Origin of the sequence: Bradyrhizobium sp. NC92, from assembly GCF_025200865.1 — a bacterium.
Lineage (GTDB): Bacteria > Pseudomonadota > Alphaproteobacteria > Rhizobiales > Xanthobacteraceae > Bradyrhizobium.
Genome location: NZ_CP104171.1, coordinates 1,547,049 through 1,562,502, shown reverse-complemented (window position 1 = coordinate 1,562,502; position 15,454 = coordinate 1,547,049). Strand labels below are relative to the sequence as shown.

General features: G+C 61.1%; 11 protein-coding genes, 1 tRNA gene and 2 pseudogenes. 8 read left to right on the top strand and 6 right to left on the bottom strand.

The window, feature by feature from the left end; genetic code table 11:
* Nucleotides 1-366 precede the first annotated feature (366 nt).
* Nucleotides 367-531, top strand: coding sequence for a hypothetical protein (locus tag N2602_RS38900; RefSeq protein WP_260382199.1), 165 nt, complete (start codon nucleotides 367-369; stop codon nucleotides 529-531).
* Nucleotides 532-630: 99 nt separating this feature from the next.
* The gene (locus N2602_RS07360; RefSeq protein ID WP_260382198.1) at nucleotides 631-1,035 is read left to right on the top strand and encodes a nuclear transport factor 2 family protein; all 405 of its coding nucleotides are present in this window, start codon (nucleotides 631-633) and stop codon (nucleotides 1,033-1,035) included.
* A 1,105-nt stretch (nucleotides 1,036-2,140) separates the two neighbouring features.
* Here N2602_RS07360 and N2602_RS07355 read toward each other — a convergent pair.
* Together N2602_RS07355 and N2602_RS07350 are read right to left on the bottom strand one after the other, a co-directional pair.
* Nucleotides 2,141-2,881: a DNA sulfur modification protein DndB gene (locus N2602_RS07355; protein ID WP_260382197.1), complete on the bottom strand. Its 741-nt coding sequence runs from the start codon at nucleotides 2,879-2,881 to the stop codon at nucleotides 2,141-2,143.
* A gap of 35 nt (nucleotides 2,882-2,916) precedes the next feature.
* A complete protein-coding gene (locus N2602_RS07350; RefSeq protein WP_260382196.1) occupies nucleotides 2,917-3,318 on the bottom strand; it encodes a hypothetical protein in 402 nt (133 codons plus the stop codon).
* Nucleotides 3,319-3,956: 638 nt separating this feature from the next.
* On the opposite strand from N2602_RS07350, the gene N2602_RS07345 reads away from it, so the two are divergent.
* The 3 genes and pseudogenes from N2602_RS07345 to N2602_RS07335 all read left to right on the top strand — a co-directional run bounded on the left by N2602_RS07345 (nucleotide 3,957) and on the right by N2602_RS07335 (nucleotide 9,082).
* Complete coding sequence (locus tag N2602_RS07345) at nucleotides 3,957-5,264, top strand: site-specific integrase (protein WP_260382195.1); 1,308 nt, start codon at nucleotides 3,957-3,959, stop codon at nucleotides 5,262-5,264.
* Between the two features lie 1,174 nt (nucleotides 5,265-6,438).
* Nucleotides 6,439-6,576, top strand: a pseudogene (locus N2602_RS38895) (IS110 family transposase); the annotation flags it as partial.
* Between the two features lie 847 nt (nucleotides 6,577-7,423).
* A complete protein-coding gene (locus tag N2602_RS07335; RefSeq protein WP_260383617.1) occupies nucleotides 7,424-9,082 on the top strand; it encodes a recombinase family protein in 1,659 nt (552 codons plus the stop codon).
* Here the strand turns inward: N2602_RS07335 and N2602_RS07330 are convergent.
* The 4 genes and pseudogenes from N2602_RS07330 to mnmA form a co-directional block, all read right to left on the bottom strand.
* A tRNA-Met gene (locus N2602_RS07330) sits at nucleotides 9,039-9,115 on the bottom strand. The genes N2602_RS07335 and N2602_RS07330 overlap by 44 nt on opposite strands.
* Before the next feature lie 263 nt (nucleotides 9,116-9,378).
* Nucleotides 9,379-9,731 (bottom strand): annotated as a pseudogene (locus tag N2602_RS07325) (hypothetical protein).
* Between the two features lie 269 nt (nucleotides 9,732-10,000).
* Nucleotides 10,001-10,639 carry a class I SAM-dependent methyltransferase gene (locus N2602_RS07320; protein ID WP_172784657.1) on the bottom strand — a complete coding sequence of 213 codons (639 nt, stop codon included), beginning with the start codon at nucleotides 10,637-10,639 and terminating at the stop codon, nucleotides 10,001-10,003.
* Between the two features lie 193 nt (nucleotides 10,640-10,832).
* Nucleotides 10,833-12,014, bottom strand: coding sequence for a tRNA 2-thiouridine(34) synthase MnmA (gene mnmA / locus N2602_RS07315; RefSeq protein WP_260382193.1), 1,182 nt, complete (start codon nucleotides 12,012-12,014; stop codon nucleotides 10,833-10,835).
* Nucleotides 12,015-12,364: 350 nt separating this feature from the next.
* On the opposite strand from mnmA, the gene N2602_RS07310 reads away from it, so the two are divergent.
* From N2602_RS07310 to N2602_RS07300, 3 genes are all read left to right on the top strand, one after another.
* The gene (locus N2602_RS07310; RefSeq protein WP_260382192.1) at nucleotides 12,365-13,978 is read left to right on the top strand and encodes a flagellar hook-length control protein FliK; all 1,614 of its coding nucleotides are present in this window, start codon (nucleotides 12,365-12,367) and stop codon (nucleotides 13,976-13,978) included.
* A 13-nt stretch (nucleotides 13,979-13,991) separates the two neighbouring features.
* On the top strand, nucleotides 13,992-14,699 hold the full coding sequence (locus tag N2602_RS07305) for a flagellar hook assembly protein FlgD (RefSeq protein WP_260382191.1): 708 nt from the start codon (nucleotides 13,992-13,994) through the stop codon (nucleotides 14,697-14,699).
* A gap of 422 nt (nucleotides 14,700-15,121) precedes the next feature.
* On the top strand, nucleotides 15,122-15,397 hold the full coding sequence (locus N2602_RS07300) for a DUF1153 domain-containing protein (RefSeq protein ID WP_002714638.1): 276 nt from the start codon (nucleotides 15,122-15,124) through the stop codon (nucleotides 15,395-15,397).
* Nucleotides 15,398-15,454: the final 57 nt, after the last annotated feature.

Sequence of the window (15,454 nt, the reverse complement as noted above, 5' to 3'; positions counted from 1 at the left end):
CGTTGTTTCAACAGAGAGCGACATCTTGTACGGATGAGCCGCGCAAGAACGTAGAAGTGCAGAACGATCTTAAGATTGCAGCAAGCCCGCTGCTGTGAAACAGTTTACACTGTCCTCGCTTTCGTCGAAAAGAGTTTGAGGTCGCGCCCCAAAGAGTAAGATCGACTGCCTTACGTGATGCACGACCTGCAATCTCGGCAGTCTTCCGAACAATCATCACACCCTTTGCGCACTCAGGCTCGCCGCCGGCGCTGATCAAGCTCGGCATCTATTCGTTTCGCGCGAGGTGAAGAGCGAGCGGCTGAGCATTTTGGTGATGCCGCTCCAGCTTTCGGCAATGCCAGGCGCTGCGTTCGTCTGGCAAGATTGCTCGACCCTGCCGCCGGCGTCAGCGTGCTGTTCGCGGCGATGCCGACCGGCGCGAATGCGTACATTCTTGCCGTGCAGTATCAGCGGCTGGTGAACCCGGTGTCGGGCGCAGTGGCGCTGGGGACGCTGCTGGCGGCGGTGACGTTGCCGGTGGTGGTGTAGGTGGTAGCGAGGTGAGGTAGCGCAGCACGGTTCCAATCATTTTGCCTTTGCACGCAAAGGTCGCTAGGCTGCCCTGATACACATTGCAGGGAGGGGCCCATGGCACAGCGCGAAGAGATGCTCGCATTGATCAAGACCGCTTACGACGCGCGCGGCAAGGGCGACATCGAAGGCTTGGTGACGGCTTTTCATCCCGAGGGCCACTTCACCCTGATGGGCGACAAGGGCGCGCTCGAACTGACGGGACGCATGGAGGGGCACCCGACCCTGCGCGCGGCTTTCACTCAGTTCACTGCCGCCTTCGGCTTCGAAAGCCGCGAGATCCTTGCCGAGCTCGTCGACGGAGATCGCGTCGCAGTCCATTCCCGGGTTCTCGTTCGCTACAATCCAGGCGGAAAGACTTTCAGCACCGAGATCCTGGACCTGTTCAGATTTCAGGATGGCAAGATCATCGAGTTGATTGAGTTTGCGGATACGGCGCAGATCAAGGCGGTGATCTCCTGACGAATTGCGGTGATTGCGGACAGTACACAACGAATTGGCCCGGACCAACGCTCCAGAGAGCGCGCCGTGCAGAGATTAGTGGACTGTCACCGTAATTTCTGATCATGAGCTTTGACTCTTGGACGTCGGCGACTGTAGCGAAATTGCGTCCACGAGCCGTCGCACTAGATGCGGTCACAGTGCACAAATTGAGCCGGGCCAGCGGCCCATTTGTGACGCCTTTGAGAGCAAGCAGGCTTCGTGCACACTAACAACAGATATCGCAACTCATGTCCCAAGTAGACTTAGACCGGATTTGCATCCGCGCAATCGTCGACGATTTGCCCGCAGATGCAAAAAGAGCATTCGGCGCCCACGTGGGCCGTCTAGTCATCACATCACCCTATCTCACGGGTGACGTGGCACAAACGGCGATCGGCGATGTTCCCGCTTCAAGCGTCGTCGTCCTCACCACCTTTAGCGCTGAACTCTTCGCCTCCGGAGCGTCATCACTCAGAACGTTAAGAGCGCTACTAAACGCAGGTGCTACTCTCTATCGTCTTGATAACCTCCATGCAAAAATAATTGCCGCCCAAGATTTCTGTTTTGTTGGAAGCCACAATCTCACCGCGGGAGCGCTTCGGAAAAAGGAAGCGACCTTAGGAACGTCAGACGCTGCAACGGTTAGATTTGTCAACGAGACCATAGAAAAATGGCTGGCATCATCGTTGCCGATTACCTTGCAAATGATCGACGATATGGAGCAGCATATTGCTCCTTTGGCCGCTCGGTTTGAGGAACTTCAGCGAGCCGCAGATGAACTCGACCAAATCGTTGCTGCAGCTGAGGTACGCCGTCGGGAGGAGCAAAAGCAAAGAGCGTTGAAACGACGCCTGGAACGGCAAGAAAGAGAGATACAGGGAGCTCTCCGTCGAGCCAGTGACGCTCACGCGGTGCTTCGCCAACGAATTCGAGCGCTTCCATCCAGTGCCGCTAGGTACTTGGCATTGCAAAGAGTGCTGAATTCATCATGGGATAGCCACATTACGCTCATGGGCTCTGCAGGCGCAGATTTAACTTCATGGTTGATAGGCGGCGAGTGTGTGGCGCTAACAAAGCGAGAGCGCTATTTGGTAGTTATGCCCGAGACGGGACGACTAGGTTGGCCTGCATTGAACAAGACTCGTCTTACACGTTTCGGGACTGACGTAACTCCAAACACTTCGATCTCTGCCCTATGCCAGTGGCTAACAGGTTTTGCTGAAGCCGAAGGAGAAAGATTGATTGCGGCCTCGTCCTTTCCTCCCTCGTAGTACGAAAAAACTCTGTGCTGACCATCGATCAAGCCGATGGAATTGTATTCCGTCGGCAATTGAATGTTCGCAGGCTCTGTCTGATTGATTTTCGATGGATCAACTGTATGCCCCTTGTCATCAGTCAGGAGGGTATTACTAGGCAACGTGACGATGATGTTGTTGATGAACACCCTACGCTCGTCTAGCAGATACTTTCGGATGGCTTCGATCTTGGTGCGGCTAATCATCCGTTGATAGACGCCGTCTTGATCGCCCCAGCCGTCCTTCCTTAGTACATAGCATCGCTCAAGGAGAGCAGCCGGCGTCACGTAGAATGAAACGACCTTAAAACCGTTGGGAAAATGCGATTGCCCCTCTGGCAAAATCGAGCCTTTGTACGACGACGACGTCGTCACTGGCGAAATCACGTTCGTGCCAACGTCCGTCTGCAGTAACCCGAGAAAATCGAACAGCTCGTAACGTGCGGACTGCCTTACGCGATCAGTAATTGCCTTAAAATAGCGTACAATATGGTAGTCGAGGTATTTGACACCCGGAACCTCGGCCTTCAATTCGCTAGTGATAGGATTGCGCGCACAATAGATTATTACAGCGCGATAGTGATGCGGCTGGTACTTCGGGTCACTTTCTGAAAATCGGGAAAGGTATTGGCTAAGAAATTCAAGAAGGCGGGCACATCCTCGATAAGTTTGTCGTACAATACTTTTTTCTTTTTGAGATGACCGGACAACTCTCCCGATTTGAGTACTGTGCATTCGCTCAATACGATGACGTTTTCGTAGACGAACACGTCGTCCAAGTCGCTAGTGGTACCGTTGTAGGTAAACTCCTTGTCGGAAGCGCCGGTCACCCTCTTGAAGCCGCAAGTCGCAAATATCGCTCGTACTTCTCGGAAATGTGTGCGCTTAATCCGCAGCTGATGCTTTTCAGCGGCGTTGAGCTTAGGTGCCTTTGATTTTTTCTTCTTTTTCTTAGCTGCTTTGGCCATCGCGCTTTTTTCCACGCTTGTTGGCCAGCATCCATTCTTCAGGGATCTTAGCGACCTTCTCGCCGTGTCGAGGCGCACGGGTTTGGGAGCTTTCCCAGTACCGACAACACGTCGCCCTTGTGGAAGGTGGCGGTCGGGATAGTCTTCGGCGAAGTGACTTGCAGCAATTGATCAGCCCCGAATCAAATACGTCGGGGAGTATTGCCGATTGCCGCCATCGAGGGCGTAGCAAACCTCTTTTATCCCCCCAACCGTAAGGGAAGAGCCGTGGCTGGCACCCCCCTCGCGGTTCCCTTTCGTCAGAAAACCACACGATTCCTCATTCTGCAACTTGGGGTCGTGCATACTTTGGATGAACGTGAGGGGCTAGTCGCGACCCTACCCAAATTCGGTACCTAAACGGGTCGGACAAACTGCGACAGAAGCTAAACAGTTGATGAGGCTGGTACAGTTGGGTGGGCTCGAACCACCGACCTCCTGTTCCACAGACACAGCAAGGGCTCCGCCGGCTCTACGCCAATCCCGCCGCTCGTACGAAAATTGCAGCATTATCAATCAATAAGCCCGCCGTTCCTCGCCTTACCTGCGCTGCATTTGGGGCTATGGTGGTAGCTACATGGTAGCTACAGAGACGATGGATGGCCGTTTCGAGTATAACGATCCGCGCGGTGCAAGCGCTCAAGCCGGGCGAGACTATTTGGGATGCAGACCACCGCGAAGCGGTGCGGGGCTTTGGCGTTCGGCGTCAACGCGACCAAGCGACCTACGTCCTCAAGTACCGAGTGTTCGGTCGGCAGCGCTTCGTCACGATCGGTCCTCACGGCGCCCCTTGGACGCCACAACTTGCCCGCAAGGAAGCCAAACGGCTCTTGGGCCTGGTTGCCAATGGCATAGACCCGGCGGACGAGAAAGCCAAGGCGCGCCTGCAGGCGGCCGACACACTCAGGGCAATCGCGGATCAATATCTCCGGAACGCGAAACAAAGGCTGAAGCCCCGGACCTATTCTGAAATTGAACGCTACTTGTTAGTCAGTTGGAAATCTCTGCATCCGGTCTCGGTTTTCCAGATCAGCCGCCGTCATATCTCGGCTCGTGTCGCCGACATCGCATCAGTTCATGGAGCCGTCTCAGCAGCCCGTGCCCGAACTGCCCTGTCCTCAATGTTCAACTGGGCAATACGCGAGGGCCTTGACATTGCCGCGAACCCGGTTCTCGGCACCAACCGCCCCGTGCAGCCGGGAAGCCGCGAACGGGTCCTCTCAGAGACGGAGCTATCAGCAATCTGGCGAGCCAGCGGCGATGACGATTACGGACGCATTGTGCGTTTGTTGCTGCTCACAGCCCAACGCCGCGATGAAGTAGGCAGCATGCAATGGGGAGAACTTGACACCATTTCGGGGGTCTGGACGCTGCCAAGCGCCCGAACGAAGAACCATCGCGAGCACTCGGTGCCATTGGCACCCGCTGCCTTAGCCCTACTCCCGCATCGCCGAAACGGCCGAGACTTCCTCTTTGGTGACGGACCCCAACGCAGCGGTGACCCCCATCGTGGGTTCTCCGGCTGGTCAAAGTCGAAGACGGCACTCGATGCTCGGATCGCGAAAGCCATGGGCGAGCCCCTGCCCCATTGGACAGTTCACGATCTTAGGAGATCAGCGGCTACGGTTATGGCCGACCGGCTTGGCGTGTTGCCGCACATTGTGGAGGCGATCTTAAACCATGTCAGCGGCCACCGGGCCGGCGTTGCCGGGGTATATAACCGGGCTCGGTATGCGGCCGAGATGCGCGAGGCGCTCGAACGCTGGGCACAGCACGTCGCAGCCTTGCCAGTCCAAAAGCCGGGACGTGCCGACCCTGTAATTGTAGGCACCGAGCCCTTTCATCCTGATCTCTCCGGCATCCGTTCGAAAGCTCAGGGTTTGCCCTTTGAACAGGCGGAGCTGTAAGGTCAAATTGAGGAGGCGCAACACCCGATTATTGCGATTAATTGAACAGGAGATTTCTAAGCTTGTTCCATAAGCGAACTCCGACCGGGCCGCTGATTAAGAGTCGGCCCCGGGTTGAGAACAATCATGACTTACTGGTCGCACCACTGGCTTATCCGACCGAAAGTGGGCATTCGTCGCCCGATCATAGTGATTGCACGGCCTGATATCGCACCTGCGACCGAGCGGCGACGGACGCAGCCAAAAAAGGGGATCCGAGGTGTGAGGGTCGCGTGGGCAAGTGCCGGAACCGCGAATGCCGAGCCACCAGCTTTGTCCGCGAGCCGGGCGAACGGTGGGCAAGCGGCCTCAGCGCACCAGCTGAAGCGGCTTCTGTTAACAACTCTCTACTCTAGGGACGCCGATAAGTGCGAGCAGGATAGCAGGGCTCGAGCGAGCACAACGCAAGCATGCGCCTTGTCCTAATCGCGCATAGCCCTGGTGGGCGGCTCAATGGTGAGCCGGTAGCAGACCAGCTTGCTACCGTCGAGAATCTCTAGCGAGCTATCACAGGCTGGGCAGCGATACTCACCTTTCTTCCCGGGCTGTGATGATAATTCCGAAAACCGGCGCCGCAGCAGGAACATATTACGTCGCTCGTTCTCATCTCTGGGCCTCACACTGCGCGCTGTCATAGCAAGGCTTAGTTGCAGCCGAGTTCGATATGTCAGAAATTATGATCCGCTGTGCGGTGACGAGTCAGGCCGTGCTGACTGGCCTGAGAGTTGCCCTAGCTCAAGCACAGCCTTGGTCTCGAACCAGGCGACGATTGATTCGACCAGCGCGATGCCGATTGCCGCCATTATCAGAATCAGCTCCGATCATGATCGGACTTGCCGATCATAGCTCGTCCCCGTGGACGCGTAGCTCCGCCGCCGCGTGCGCTCAAGCCCCAGCCGAGGCTTGCGCGGCTGGGGCTTCGGATGAGTGGTGCGTGTTGAGGCGCACACCGCCGTAGCCTAGCCGACCTCAAGCGGTGCTTTCCGGCGAAACGATCCGTAGCTAAGACGAAAAACGGCACGCTTTCTATGCGATATCTCACCTCGTTCCTCTCCGCGATCTGCGGCGGCGAGGTCCGGCTGGTTAGCCTCCGTTGCCGGGCCTCGCTTCCGATCCTCGTGTTCGCCGGCCTGATCTGCGAGCGGCGGCCGAGGCCGTGGCGCTGCTCGAGGGACATCTAACGAAGCTCGGCTGCATTCCGATGACCCGTGACAGCTTGGGGGCTTTCGCCAGGAAGGAACTCACCCATGACGATCACGTCGTCGTCGAGGCGGATATCGTGCGTGAAGCGATGTCCGATCCGGTCATTCGGCGGCTGATGACGCTCCCGAGTGTGGATATGACGGTGGCTTCCGGCGTGGCCGCGGCGCGCAGCAACGGTACGCCGAGACCAACATCCTTCTCGCTGAACAAGACTTTGCGCCTTTTGAGAACTAGTTCATTAGTGCTTCCGCCGAGCGGTGACTGGGCTGAAAACGCGAAATTGGTTGGGTGCCGGCTGAGCGCTGCGTCAGCTCGCGGTCAGTACGTTCGAGTTCACGCCTTTGAGCCTCGATATCGCCCCGCGCTCGATCCTCAGCTGATTGACCTCGGGGTAAACTCTTGGCGGAATTCCTTGAACAGCTCGAAATAAAGCAAAAGGTAGCAAAATCAGCAAAGCCGATCGAATCCGCCGCTCACACGGCCTGGTTGCAGGTTAGGTTCAGGCCGAACTGGCTACGAAGTCAACGTCCGGTCCGAGCCTGACGAGGCAGGAGACGCTCTACTGTGACCTGGGTCGCAAGGAGCCGAGCATACCGCTCCCCAGCATTGAGCACGTCGGTGGGCGCAGCCGTTCCATGGTCCATCCTTTTTCTTCGCCACGATGTCCGATTGCTCGACGAGCTCATAGCGGCCGTTCCGCTTGGGCGCCGCCGGAGCATGATGCTCGGGATGATCACCAAGGCGGACATTTCCTGGCCAGGCCTCCGCGCAGGTGCGTGCACCTCGTTGAGTTGCGACATGACCTAGAGGTTTGATCGTGCAGGACGCACATCGCAAATTGTCCTTGCAGACGAATCCAGACAAGGCGATCTTAGGCCTCGCACGCGTACTTGCTCGTCTGGCCGCGAGGGAAGATCATGAAAGAGAGCTCGCAAATCGAAGCGACAGGGAAAAGAGCGACGATCTATGCTCGATTCTCAACGGATCTTCAGAATGAGCGATCAATTGAAGATCAGCTTTCACTTTGCCAAAGCTATGCCGAGCGCGAAGGCTTAAGCGTCATCAGCACTTATGAAGATCGAGCTCGTTCAGGCGGCTCGGTTATGGGGCGCGAAGGCCTTCTGCGCATGTTGGACCACGCGCGTGAGAGATCTTTTGACGTAGTGATTGTCGAAGCGCTCGATCGCCTCTCTCGTGACATGGAAGATCTGGCAGGAATCCATAAGCGATTATCATTTCTTGGCATCGAGATCCGTGCGGTCCACGAGGGCGTCGTTAACACAGTTCTGGTTGGTCTGCGCGGCCTCGTCGGACAACTCTATCGCGAGGACAACGCACACAAGGTTCGGCGTGGTCAAGCCGGTCGAGTCAAGCAAGGTTTGGCCGGAGGTGGCCTAACATACGGATATGCTGCGGTCGCCGGAAAGAGCGGCGAAAGAGTCATCGTAGAGGCCGAGGCACAAGTGATCCGGCGCATCTTCCAGGAATACGTTGACGGTCGGACGCCTCGCGAAATCGCGCACGATCTCAACAGGGAGCGGGTATCACCTCCGCGAGGTCGGGCATGGAATGCCTCCACCATCAATGGCAATCTCGAGAGGGGTGCAGGCATTCTGCAGAACGAGCTTTATTTAGGGCGCCTCGTCTGGAACAAAGTCAGGATGGTGAAAGATCCCGACTCGGGAAAGCGCCTTTCACGGCCCAATCCTAAGAGTGACTGGCAAATTGCCGATGTGCCGCATCTTGCGATTGTCGATCTAGAGCTATTCACAGCCGCTCAGCAACGCAAAGAAAAGCGCAGGCATATCCACCCCAGCCATCAACGACGGCCTCGCCGGATGCTATCTGGGCTGCTCCGTTGCGGCTCGTGCGGCTCCGGCATGGCAACCAATGGGCGGGACAAATCAGGTCGCGTTCGCATTCGCTGCTCGGCCGCGACCGAAAGCGCCACGTGTCCGGACGCCAAGACTTTTTATTTAGATATTGTCGAGAGCGCGGTCCTCAACGGTCTAAAGGCCGAATTGCGCGCGCCGAAAGTTATGTCGGAATACGTGCGAACGTATCTCGAGGAGCGGAAGCGCCTCGCAGCCACCTCACATGCAAAACGGCAGCGCCTTGAGCAGCAGCTTGGCCAACTAAACCGGGAAATAGAACGACTGGTGGATGCGATTGCGAAGGGGCATGGCGATCCATCCGTTCTCGGCCCGAGATCAACTGCCTTAGATGCCGAAAGGAAGCGGATATTTGAGGACTTACAGAGCGAACCACCCGCACCGAAGGAAGTCGCGCTGCATCCGGCCATACTCAAACGATATGAAGAGCAACTCGGTCAACTTGAAGAAGCACTGGGTAAAGGTATCAGTGCGGGTGACGGAGAGGCCGCAGAAGCGATCAGAGACCTGGTCGAGACGGTCACTGTGTTCCGTGATCGAGAACGCCTAGGCGGTGTAGTCGTGGAGATAGCAGGCCGGCTGAACGCCCTGCTCGGGGAAAAGGCCTACCCAAACCGGGTGAAAGGAGTGTGGGGAAAGGTGGTAGCGGGGGAGGGACTCGAACCCCCGACCCCAGGATTATGATTCCCGTGCTCTAACCAGCTGAGCTACCCCGCCACAGGGATCGCGGCGGCGACTTGAGGCCGATCTCGCGAACGCGCGGCATATAAGGAAGGGGGCGGGGGTAAGTCAATCCGCCTTCGCTAAAGCTTCCGCCTTCGCCAAGGCTTCGGCGCGACAAGTCCGCTTCGGCCCGATTTCTCACCAGAATTTGCGATTTTTACGGCGCCGGGCTCGTGGAGGGTCCCCTCACCCGGAATCCGCGCTCTCGCGCGGATTCCGGCCTCTCCCCGGCGGGGAGAGGCGAAGGGAAGCGGCCCTTATTTCGGCCTGACGTTCGGGTCGCCGCCGGGGCTGCCGGGGGCGGGATCACCGGGGTGTTGCCGCCGGTGCTGGGCGCGGGGGCGTGCATATCGGGATCGACGCCCGAGGGCGGGCAGAGCACGCCGTCCGTCTTGGCGAGCTTGTCGCCGAGCGGTTCCCGGGACTGGCCGGTCGTGGTGCCGTCCGGGGTGGTAGCCAGCCGATCGGATGGGGCGCAGCCGGCGGCGCGTTGCGGGGATGGCGGCGCGGTCTGTTGTGGCGGCGTCGCCGGGGCGGGCGGGGCCTGCGCGATCGCTGGCGCCGAGGCGGCGATCAAGAGGCCCGCAAGGATGAGGTTTGTCGTGCGCATGGGACGGAAACGCGCAGAGAGGGCGGGCTGTTCCCGGCGCGGAGTGCGATGTGATCGGGCCCCCTCTCCGGTTTCCTGCCTTGTCATTGCGAGCGCAGCGAAGCAATCCAGAGTCCCTCCGCAGAGACAGTCTGGATTGCTTCGCTGCGCTCGCAATGACGGGATGACTGGCGAGATATCGCGCTCGGAGAGAACCCTCTCCCCAACCCTCCCCCGCTCGCGGGGGAGGGAGCGCACTGCCGTCTTGGCGGCGTGCCGGGCTCTCGCAGCTAGGTCTTGCGGTAGCGGATCAGCGAGAAATGGCCCATCGGCGGCATGGGCCTGCGCTCGGTGAGCGCGACGCCGCCGTGCCTTGTGGCCCAGCCCTCGAGGCGGGCCCACGGGAATTCCGGGCGCCAGCCGAGGCGGCGGGCGATGGGCGCGAAGGCGAGTTCGAACAGCTTGCGAGGGCCGCTCTCCGCACCGATGTGGTTGACCAGGATCAGCTCGCCGCCCGACTTGAGCACGCGCACGAACTCGTCGAGCGTGCCTTCCGGATCGGGCACGGCGGTGATGACATATTGCGCCACCACCGCGTCGAAGAAATTGTCGGGAAAGGCGAGGTTCTTCGCATCCATCACCGAGAGCACCTCGACATTGGACAGACGAAGCGCGCGGACGCGCGCCTGCGCCTTGCGCAGCATCGGCTCGGAGATGTCGACGCCGCAGACCTTCGTGGTGCGCGCGTAGTCGGACAGCGAAAGACCCGTACCGACGCCGACGTCGAGGACGCGGCCGCCGATGCGGTCGGCCTCCGCGATCGTCGACTGCCGGCCGGCGTCGAACACCTTGCCGAACACGAGATCATAGACCGGCGCCCAGCGGCCATAGGCCTTCTCGACCCCGGCCCGCGAGATGTCTGCTGCCATGCCCCCTGCCCTTGCTTACTTCACCTCTCCCATAGGGAGAGGTCGGATCGCATCGCAAGATGCGATCCGGGTGAGGGGTTGCAGTCTCAACGGGAGTTGCGGCCCCTCACCCGGATTGCTTCGCAATCCGACCTCTCCCCACTGGGGAGAGGTGAACCCGGCCCTACCAATTGCGCTTAAAATCGTCATTCCGTCAGCCGCGCACGGCTTCCGCGAGCGGGCGCGGTGTGCCCGCACTGAGCTTGGCTGCGGCGCTCTGGATGAAGCCGCCGCCGAGCACGCGGGCCTGGCCTGAAGGTGCGTCGTAGAACACGCAGGCCTGTCCCGGCGAGACGCCCTCTTCGCCGGCGACGAGCTCGACCTCGTAGCGGCCGTTGCTGCCGCGCAGCCAGGCTGCTTGCGGACTGCGGGTCGAGCGCACGCGCACGAACATCTCGAGGCCGGCACCGATGGCGCGGTCGATGTCGCCATCGCCGATCCAGTTGACGTCGCGCAGGGAGATGCGATGCATCTTCAGCGCATCGCGCGGGCCGACCACGACGCGGCGGGTCGCCGCGTCCAGCCGCACCACGAACAGCGGCGAGCCGGAGGCGATGCCGAGGCCGCGGCGCTGGCCGACAGTGAAATTGGCGATGCCGTGGTGCCGGCCGAGCACGCGGCCCTCGAGATCGACGATGTCGCCGGGGTCCATCGCATTCGGGCGCAGGCGCGTGATGATGTCGGTGTAGCGGCCGGTCGGCACGAAGCAGATGTCCTGGCTGTCGTGCTTGTCGGCGACCGCAAGCCCGAAGCGGCGCGCGAGATCGCGCGTCTCGGGCTTGGTCATGTCGCCGAGCGGAAAGCGCAGGAAGTCGAGCTGTGACTGCGTGGTCGCGAACAGGAAATAGCTCTGGTCGCGGTCGGCATCTGCCGCGCAGACCAGCGCGCGCGAGCCGTCGGCCCGACGGCGCGAGGCGACGTAATGACCGGTGGCGAGCGCCTGGGCGCCGAGCTCGCGGGCGGTTTTCAGCAGGTCACGGAATTTGACGCTGCGGTTGCACTCGATGCAGGGCACCGGCGTCTCGCCGAGCGCGTAGGAATCAGCGAAGTTGTCGATGACTGACTCGCGAAAGCGATCCTCGTAATCGAGCACGTAATGGGGAATGCCGAGCTTGGCCGCGACGTCGCGGGCGTCGTGGATGTCCTGACCGGCGCAGCAGGCGCCCTTGCGATGGGTGGCCGCGCCATGGTCGTAGAGCTGCAGCGTGATGCCAACGACGTCGTAGCCCTCGGCCTTCAGCAGCGCAGCCGTCGTCGAGGAATCGACGCCGCCCGACATGGCAACGACGACCCTGGTGTCCTCGGGACGGCCTTCGAGATCCAGACTGTTGAGCATCGGCCCTGAAGCGTTGTGACGGCGGCGAAGCGCGATCCGCGATTGCTGTGCTTTCTCGGGGGACAGCGGCGATCCCCCGGAACCTTGGTTCCCGAAGAGCACGACTGCCCAAGTCGAAAGCGGCTGAGAGTAACCTCTTTAATATAGGCGGCATTCCGGTGAAGCAATCACGCGGGCCCCCCGCTTAGGGCAATTCTTGCCGGGGCGGCAGAAATGGCGGGGTCGCGGCCAGCCGCCCGGCATTGCCCCTGCATCATCAAAACCTTGATTATATTGATGAAATACCCGATTTCGGAGGCTGGCCCACTCCTTGCTCCCTCTGGTCCGAAGTTGCTTGCAAGGGGTTGCCTGTGGTCGGTCGGATGTCAGATGTCGTGGCAAGCGTGCAAATCCAGAGCGCGCAGCAGAAGCCTGCCCGGTCGCAAGCCCCGAAGGACACGCCGGCAAGCGATGATTTCGGCTCGCTGGTCGACAGCAACACGCAGGCCATCAGCAACAACGCGCCGGCGCAGGACACCCCACCGCGCCGGAGCGAGCAGACCTCGTCCGCCCCGGCGCCCGAGCGGCCTTCGCGCGACAGCTCGTCCACGGACCAGTCGTCGCAGAGCAAGGCGAGCGACGACACCGACCCGTCTGCGCCGGTCGAGAATGACAAGGCCGAGGCGTCCAGCGATCCGGCCAAGGACGCCGGCAAGGTCAAGGAAAAATCCGAGACGGCGGACGCCAAATCGGCGGACAAATCCGACGAGACCGAGGGCGAAACGTCCGACGGCACCGAGGTCGTCATAGCCGCGGTCGACGCGGCTGCCGCCGCGCCGCCCGATGTGACGCAGACCGCCCTGCCCGATCCCGGAATCATCGTTGCCGCGCCGGTCGTCCCGGTCGATCCGAATGCAGCTGCGAACCAGGCTGGCGATGCCGCCGCCGCGCCGCTGGCGATCGCCGCGGCTGCTCTTGCCGCCAGTGCCTCCACGGCGGCGCAGATCGCCGGCACCAAGACCGATACCGCGACGACGAGCGACAAGAGCGCCAAGGCCGCGGGCGCCGAGGTCGATGCCGACACCACGACGACGCTCGGCGAGGCCGCGGCCGGCACGACCGAGACCACCTCGACCGATGCAAAAGCTGGTGGCGGACTGATCGCCGCCGTCAGCCAGGGCACGCCCAAGACCGCGTTCAAGGACGCCGCCACGGCGCAGGCCAACACCGACGTCTCCAATATCGGCCAGGATACCGGCAAGGCGAACCTCGCCACGGCGCAGGCACCGGCCGCCAGCGCTGCACATGCGCAAGGCTTGAAGCCGCAGGCCGATAACGTCGCGACCGAGGCGAAGGCGGGCCCCGCCGATCGCGCCGCCGATCCGGCCCAGGGCACGCCGGCCGCGCCCGCGCATGCGGGCGCGCAAGCCACGATCGCTCCGACGGATATTAGCGCGCAGGCCGCCTCCGCCGTGCAGGCGCCGCTGACCAATACGACCTCGGCCGCCACGGCATCGACCGCGACGCTCACCGCGACCGAGGCGACCCACAATGCGGCGGTGCCGGTCAGCGGCATCCCGATCGAGATCGCGGCCGCCATTCGCGCCGGCAAGTCGCGGTTCGACATCAGCCTCGATCCGGCCGAGCTCGGCCGCATCGACGTGCGCATCAACGTCGACCGCGCCGGCAACGTCACCTCGCATCTCACCGTGGAGAAGCCGGAGACGCTGCAGATGCTGCGCCAGGACGCGCCGCAATTGCAGCGCGCGCTCGACGATGCCGGCTTCAAGACCGGCAGCAACGGGCTGTCCTTCAGCCTGCGCGACCAGAATTCATCGGGCCAGAACTCCGGCCAGAACAACGACAATGGCGGCAATGCCCGCCGCCTGATCGTCAGCGAGGACGACAGCGTTCCCGCAGCGCCCATCGGGCGCGGCTATGGCCGCATGCTCGGATCGAGCAGCGGCGTCGATATCAGAGTGTGAGGAGTATCAGGCAATGACCACCACGAATGCCGCCACTGCGCCCGCGGTCGTCTCCGGAACGACCGACATTCCGAAATCCTCGTCGAATTCGTCGATGAGCTCGACCACGGGGTCGACGCTCGCCGGCAATTTCCAGACCTTCCTGACCCTGCTGACGACGCAGCTGCAGAACCAGAACCCGCTCGATCCGCTCGACACCAACCAGTTCACCCAGCAGCTGGTGCAGTTCGCCGGCGTCGAGCAGCAGCTCAAGACCAACGATGCGCTGTCGCAGCTCGTCACCCTGCAGCAGACCACGCAGGCGACCCAGGCGCTGGGCTTCGTCGGCAAGACCGCGCTGGTCGACGGCTCGACCGCGACCATGAAGAACTCGTCGGCGACCTGGCATCTCAACGTGCCGACCGATTCCACCGTCGACATCACCATCGCCAATTCCAGCGGCCAGACCGTGTTCACCGGCAAATATAGCGCCGCCGCCGGCACCGACATCCCCTTCACCTGGAACGGCATGGGCAACGACGGCACGCAATGGCCCGACGGCAAGTACACGATCTCGGCCACGGGCAAGGACGTCGCGAACAACAATGTCGGCATTGCCGCGCAGGTGCAGGGCGTGGTGTCGTCGGTCGACCTGACCCAGTCGCCGCCGCTGCTCACCATCGACGGCGCCAGCTACACGCTGAGCCAGGTGAAGAGCATTATTGCGACGAGCAGCAATTGAGGCGAACGGGCGAGCCACATCCGAGAAGTCATCCCCGCCTAGTGCGCAATTGCGCACGGGGGCGGGGATCCATAACCCCAGGACGTTGTTTTCGCATGAGGTCGTAACCCCGAGTCTCCGTCAAACTACTCCCTGGGGTTATGGGTCCTCAGCTGCGCAATTGCGCATCATAGCTCGCGCTGCGCGCGCCCCGGGACGACAAGAGAGGGCCTTGCGGCATCCCCGAAGACCCCGTTCGTTAGTAAAGTATTTACCTTCTGCCCCGCTCAGCCGGCCGAGATTGCGTCTCCGCCCGCCGCGCCGGCCGCGTTCCCGCAAGTTTCAACGAGAATTGTATTGAACCCTTAGGCTTAGCGGATTTTTAAGCCGCGGGGGTTACGGTTACGGCGTGAGTTCAGTGGTTGAGAGTTTGTGAGTACGCCATGACAGAACCCCATCGCCCGAGGGTGAAATACGTCATCGGGCCGGACGGCAGTCCGTTGACGATCGCGGACCTGCCTGCACCCGGCACCAAACGCTGGGTCATCCGCCGCAAGGCCGAAGTCGTCGCCGCTGTCCGTGGCGGACTTCTCTCCCTCGAGGAGGCCTGCAGCCGTTATACCCTGACGGTCGACGAATTCCTCTCCTGGCAGTTTTCCATCGACCAGCATGGTCTGGCGGGTCTTCGCACCACCCGCATCCAGCAATATCGCCAGTAGGCGATCCGGAAATCTGCGGCTTTTGACGAAAATCGGCCTCGCCCTGCGAGGCCGATT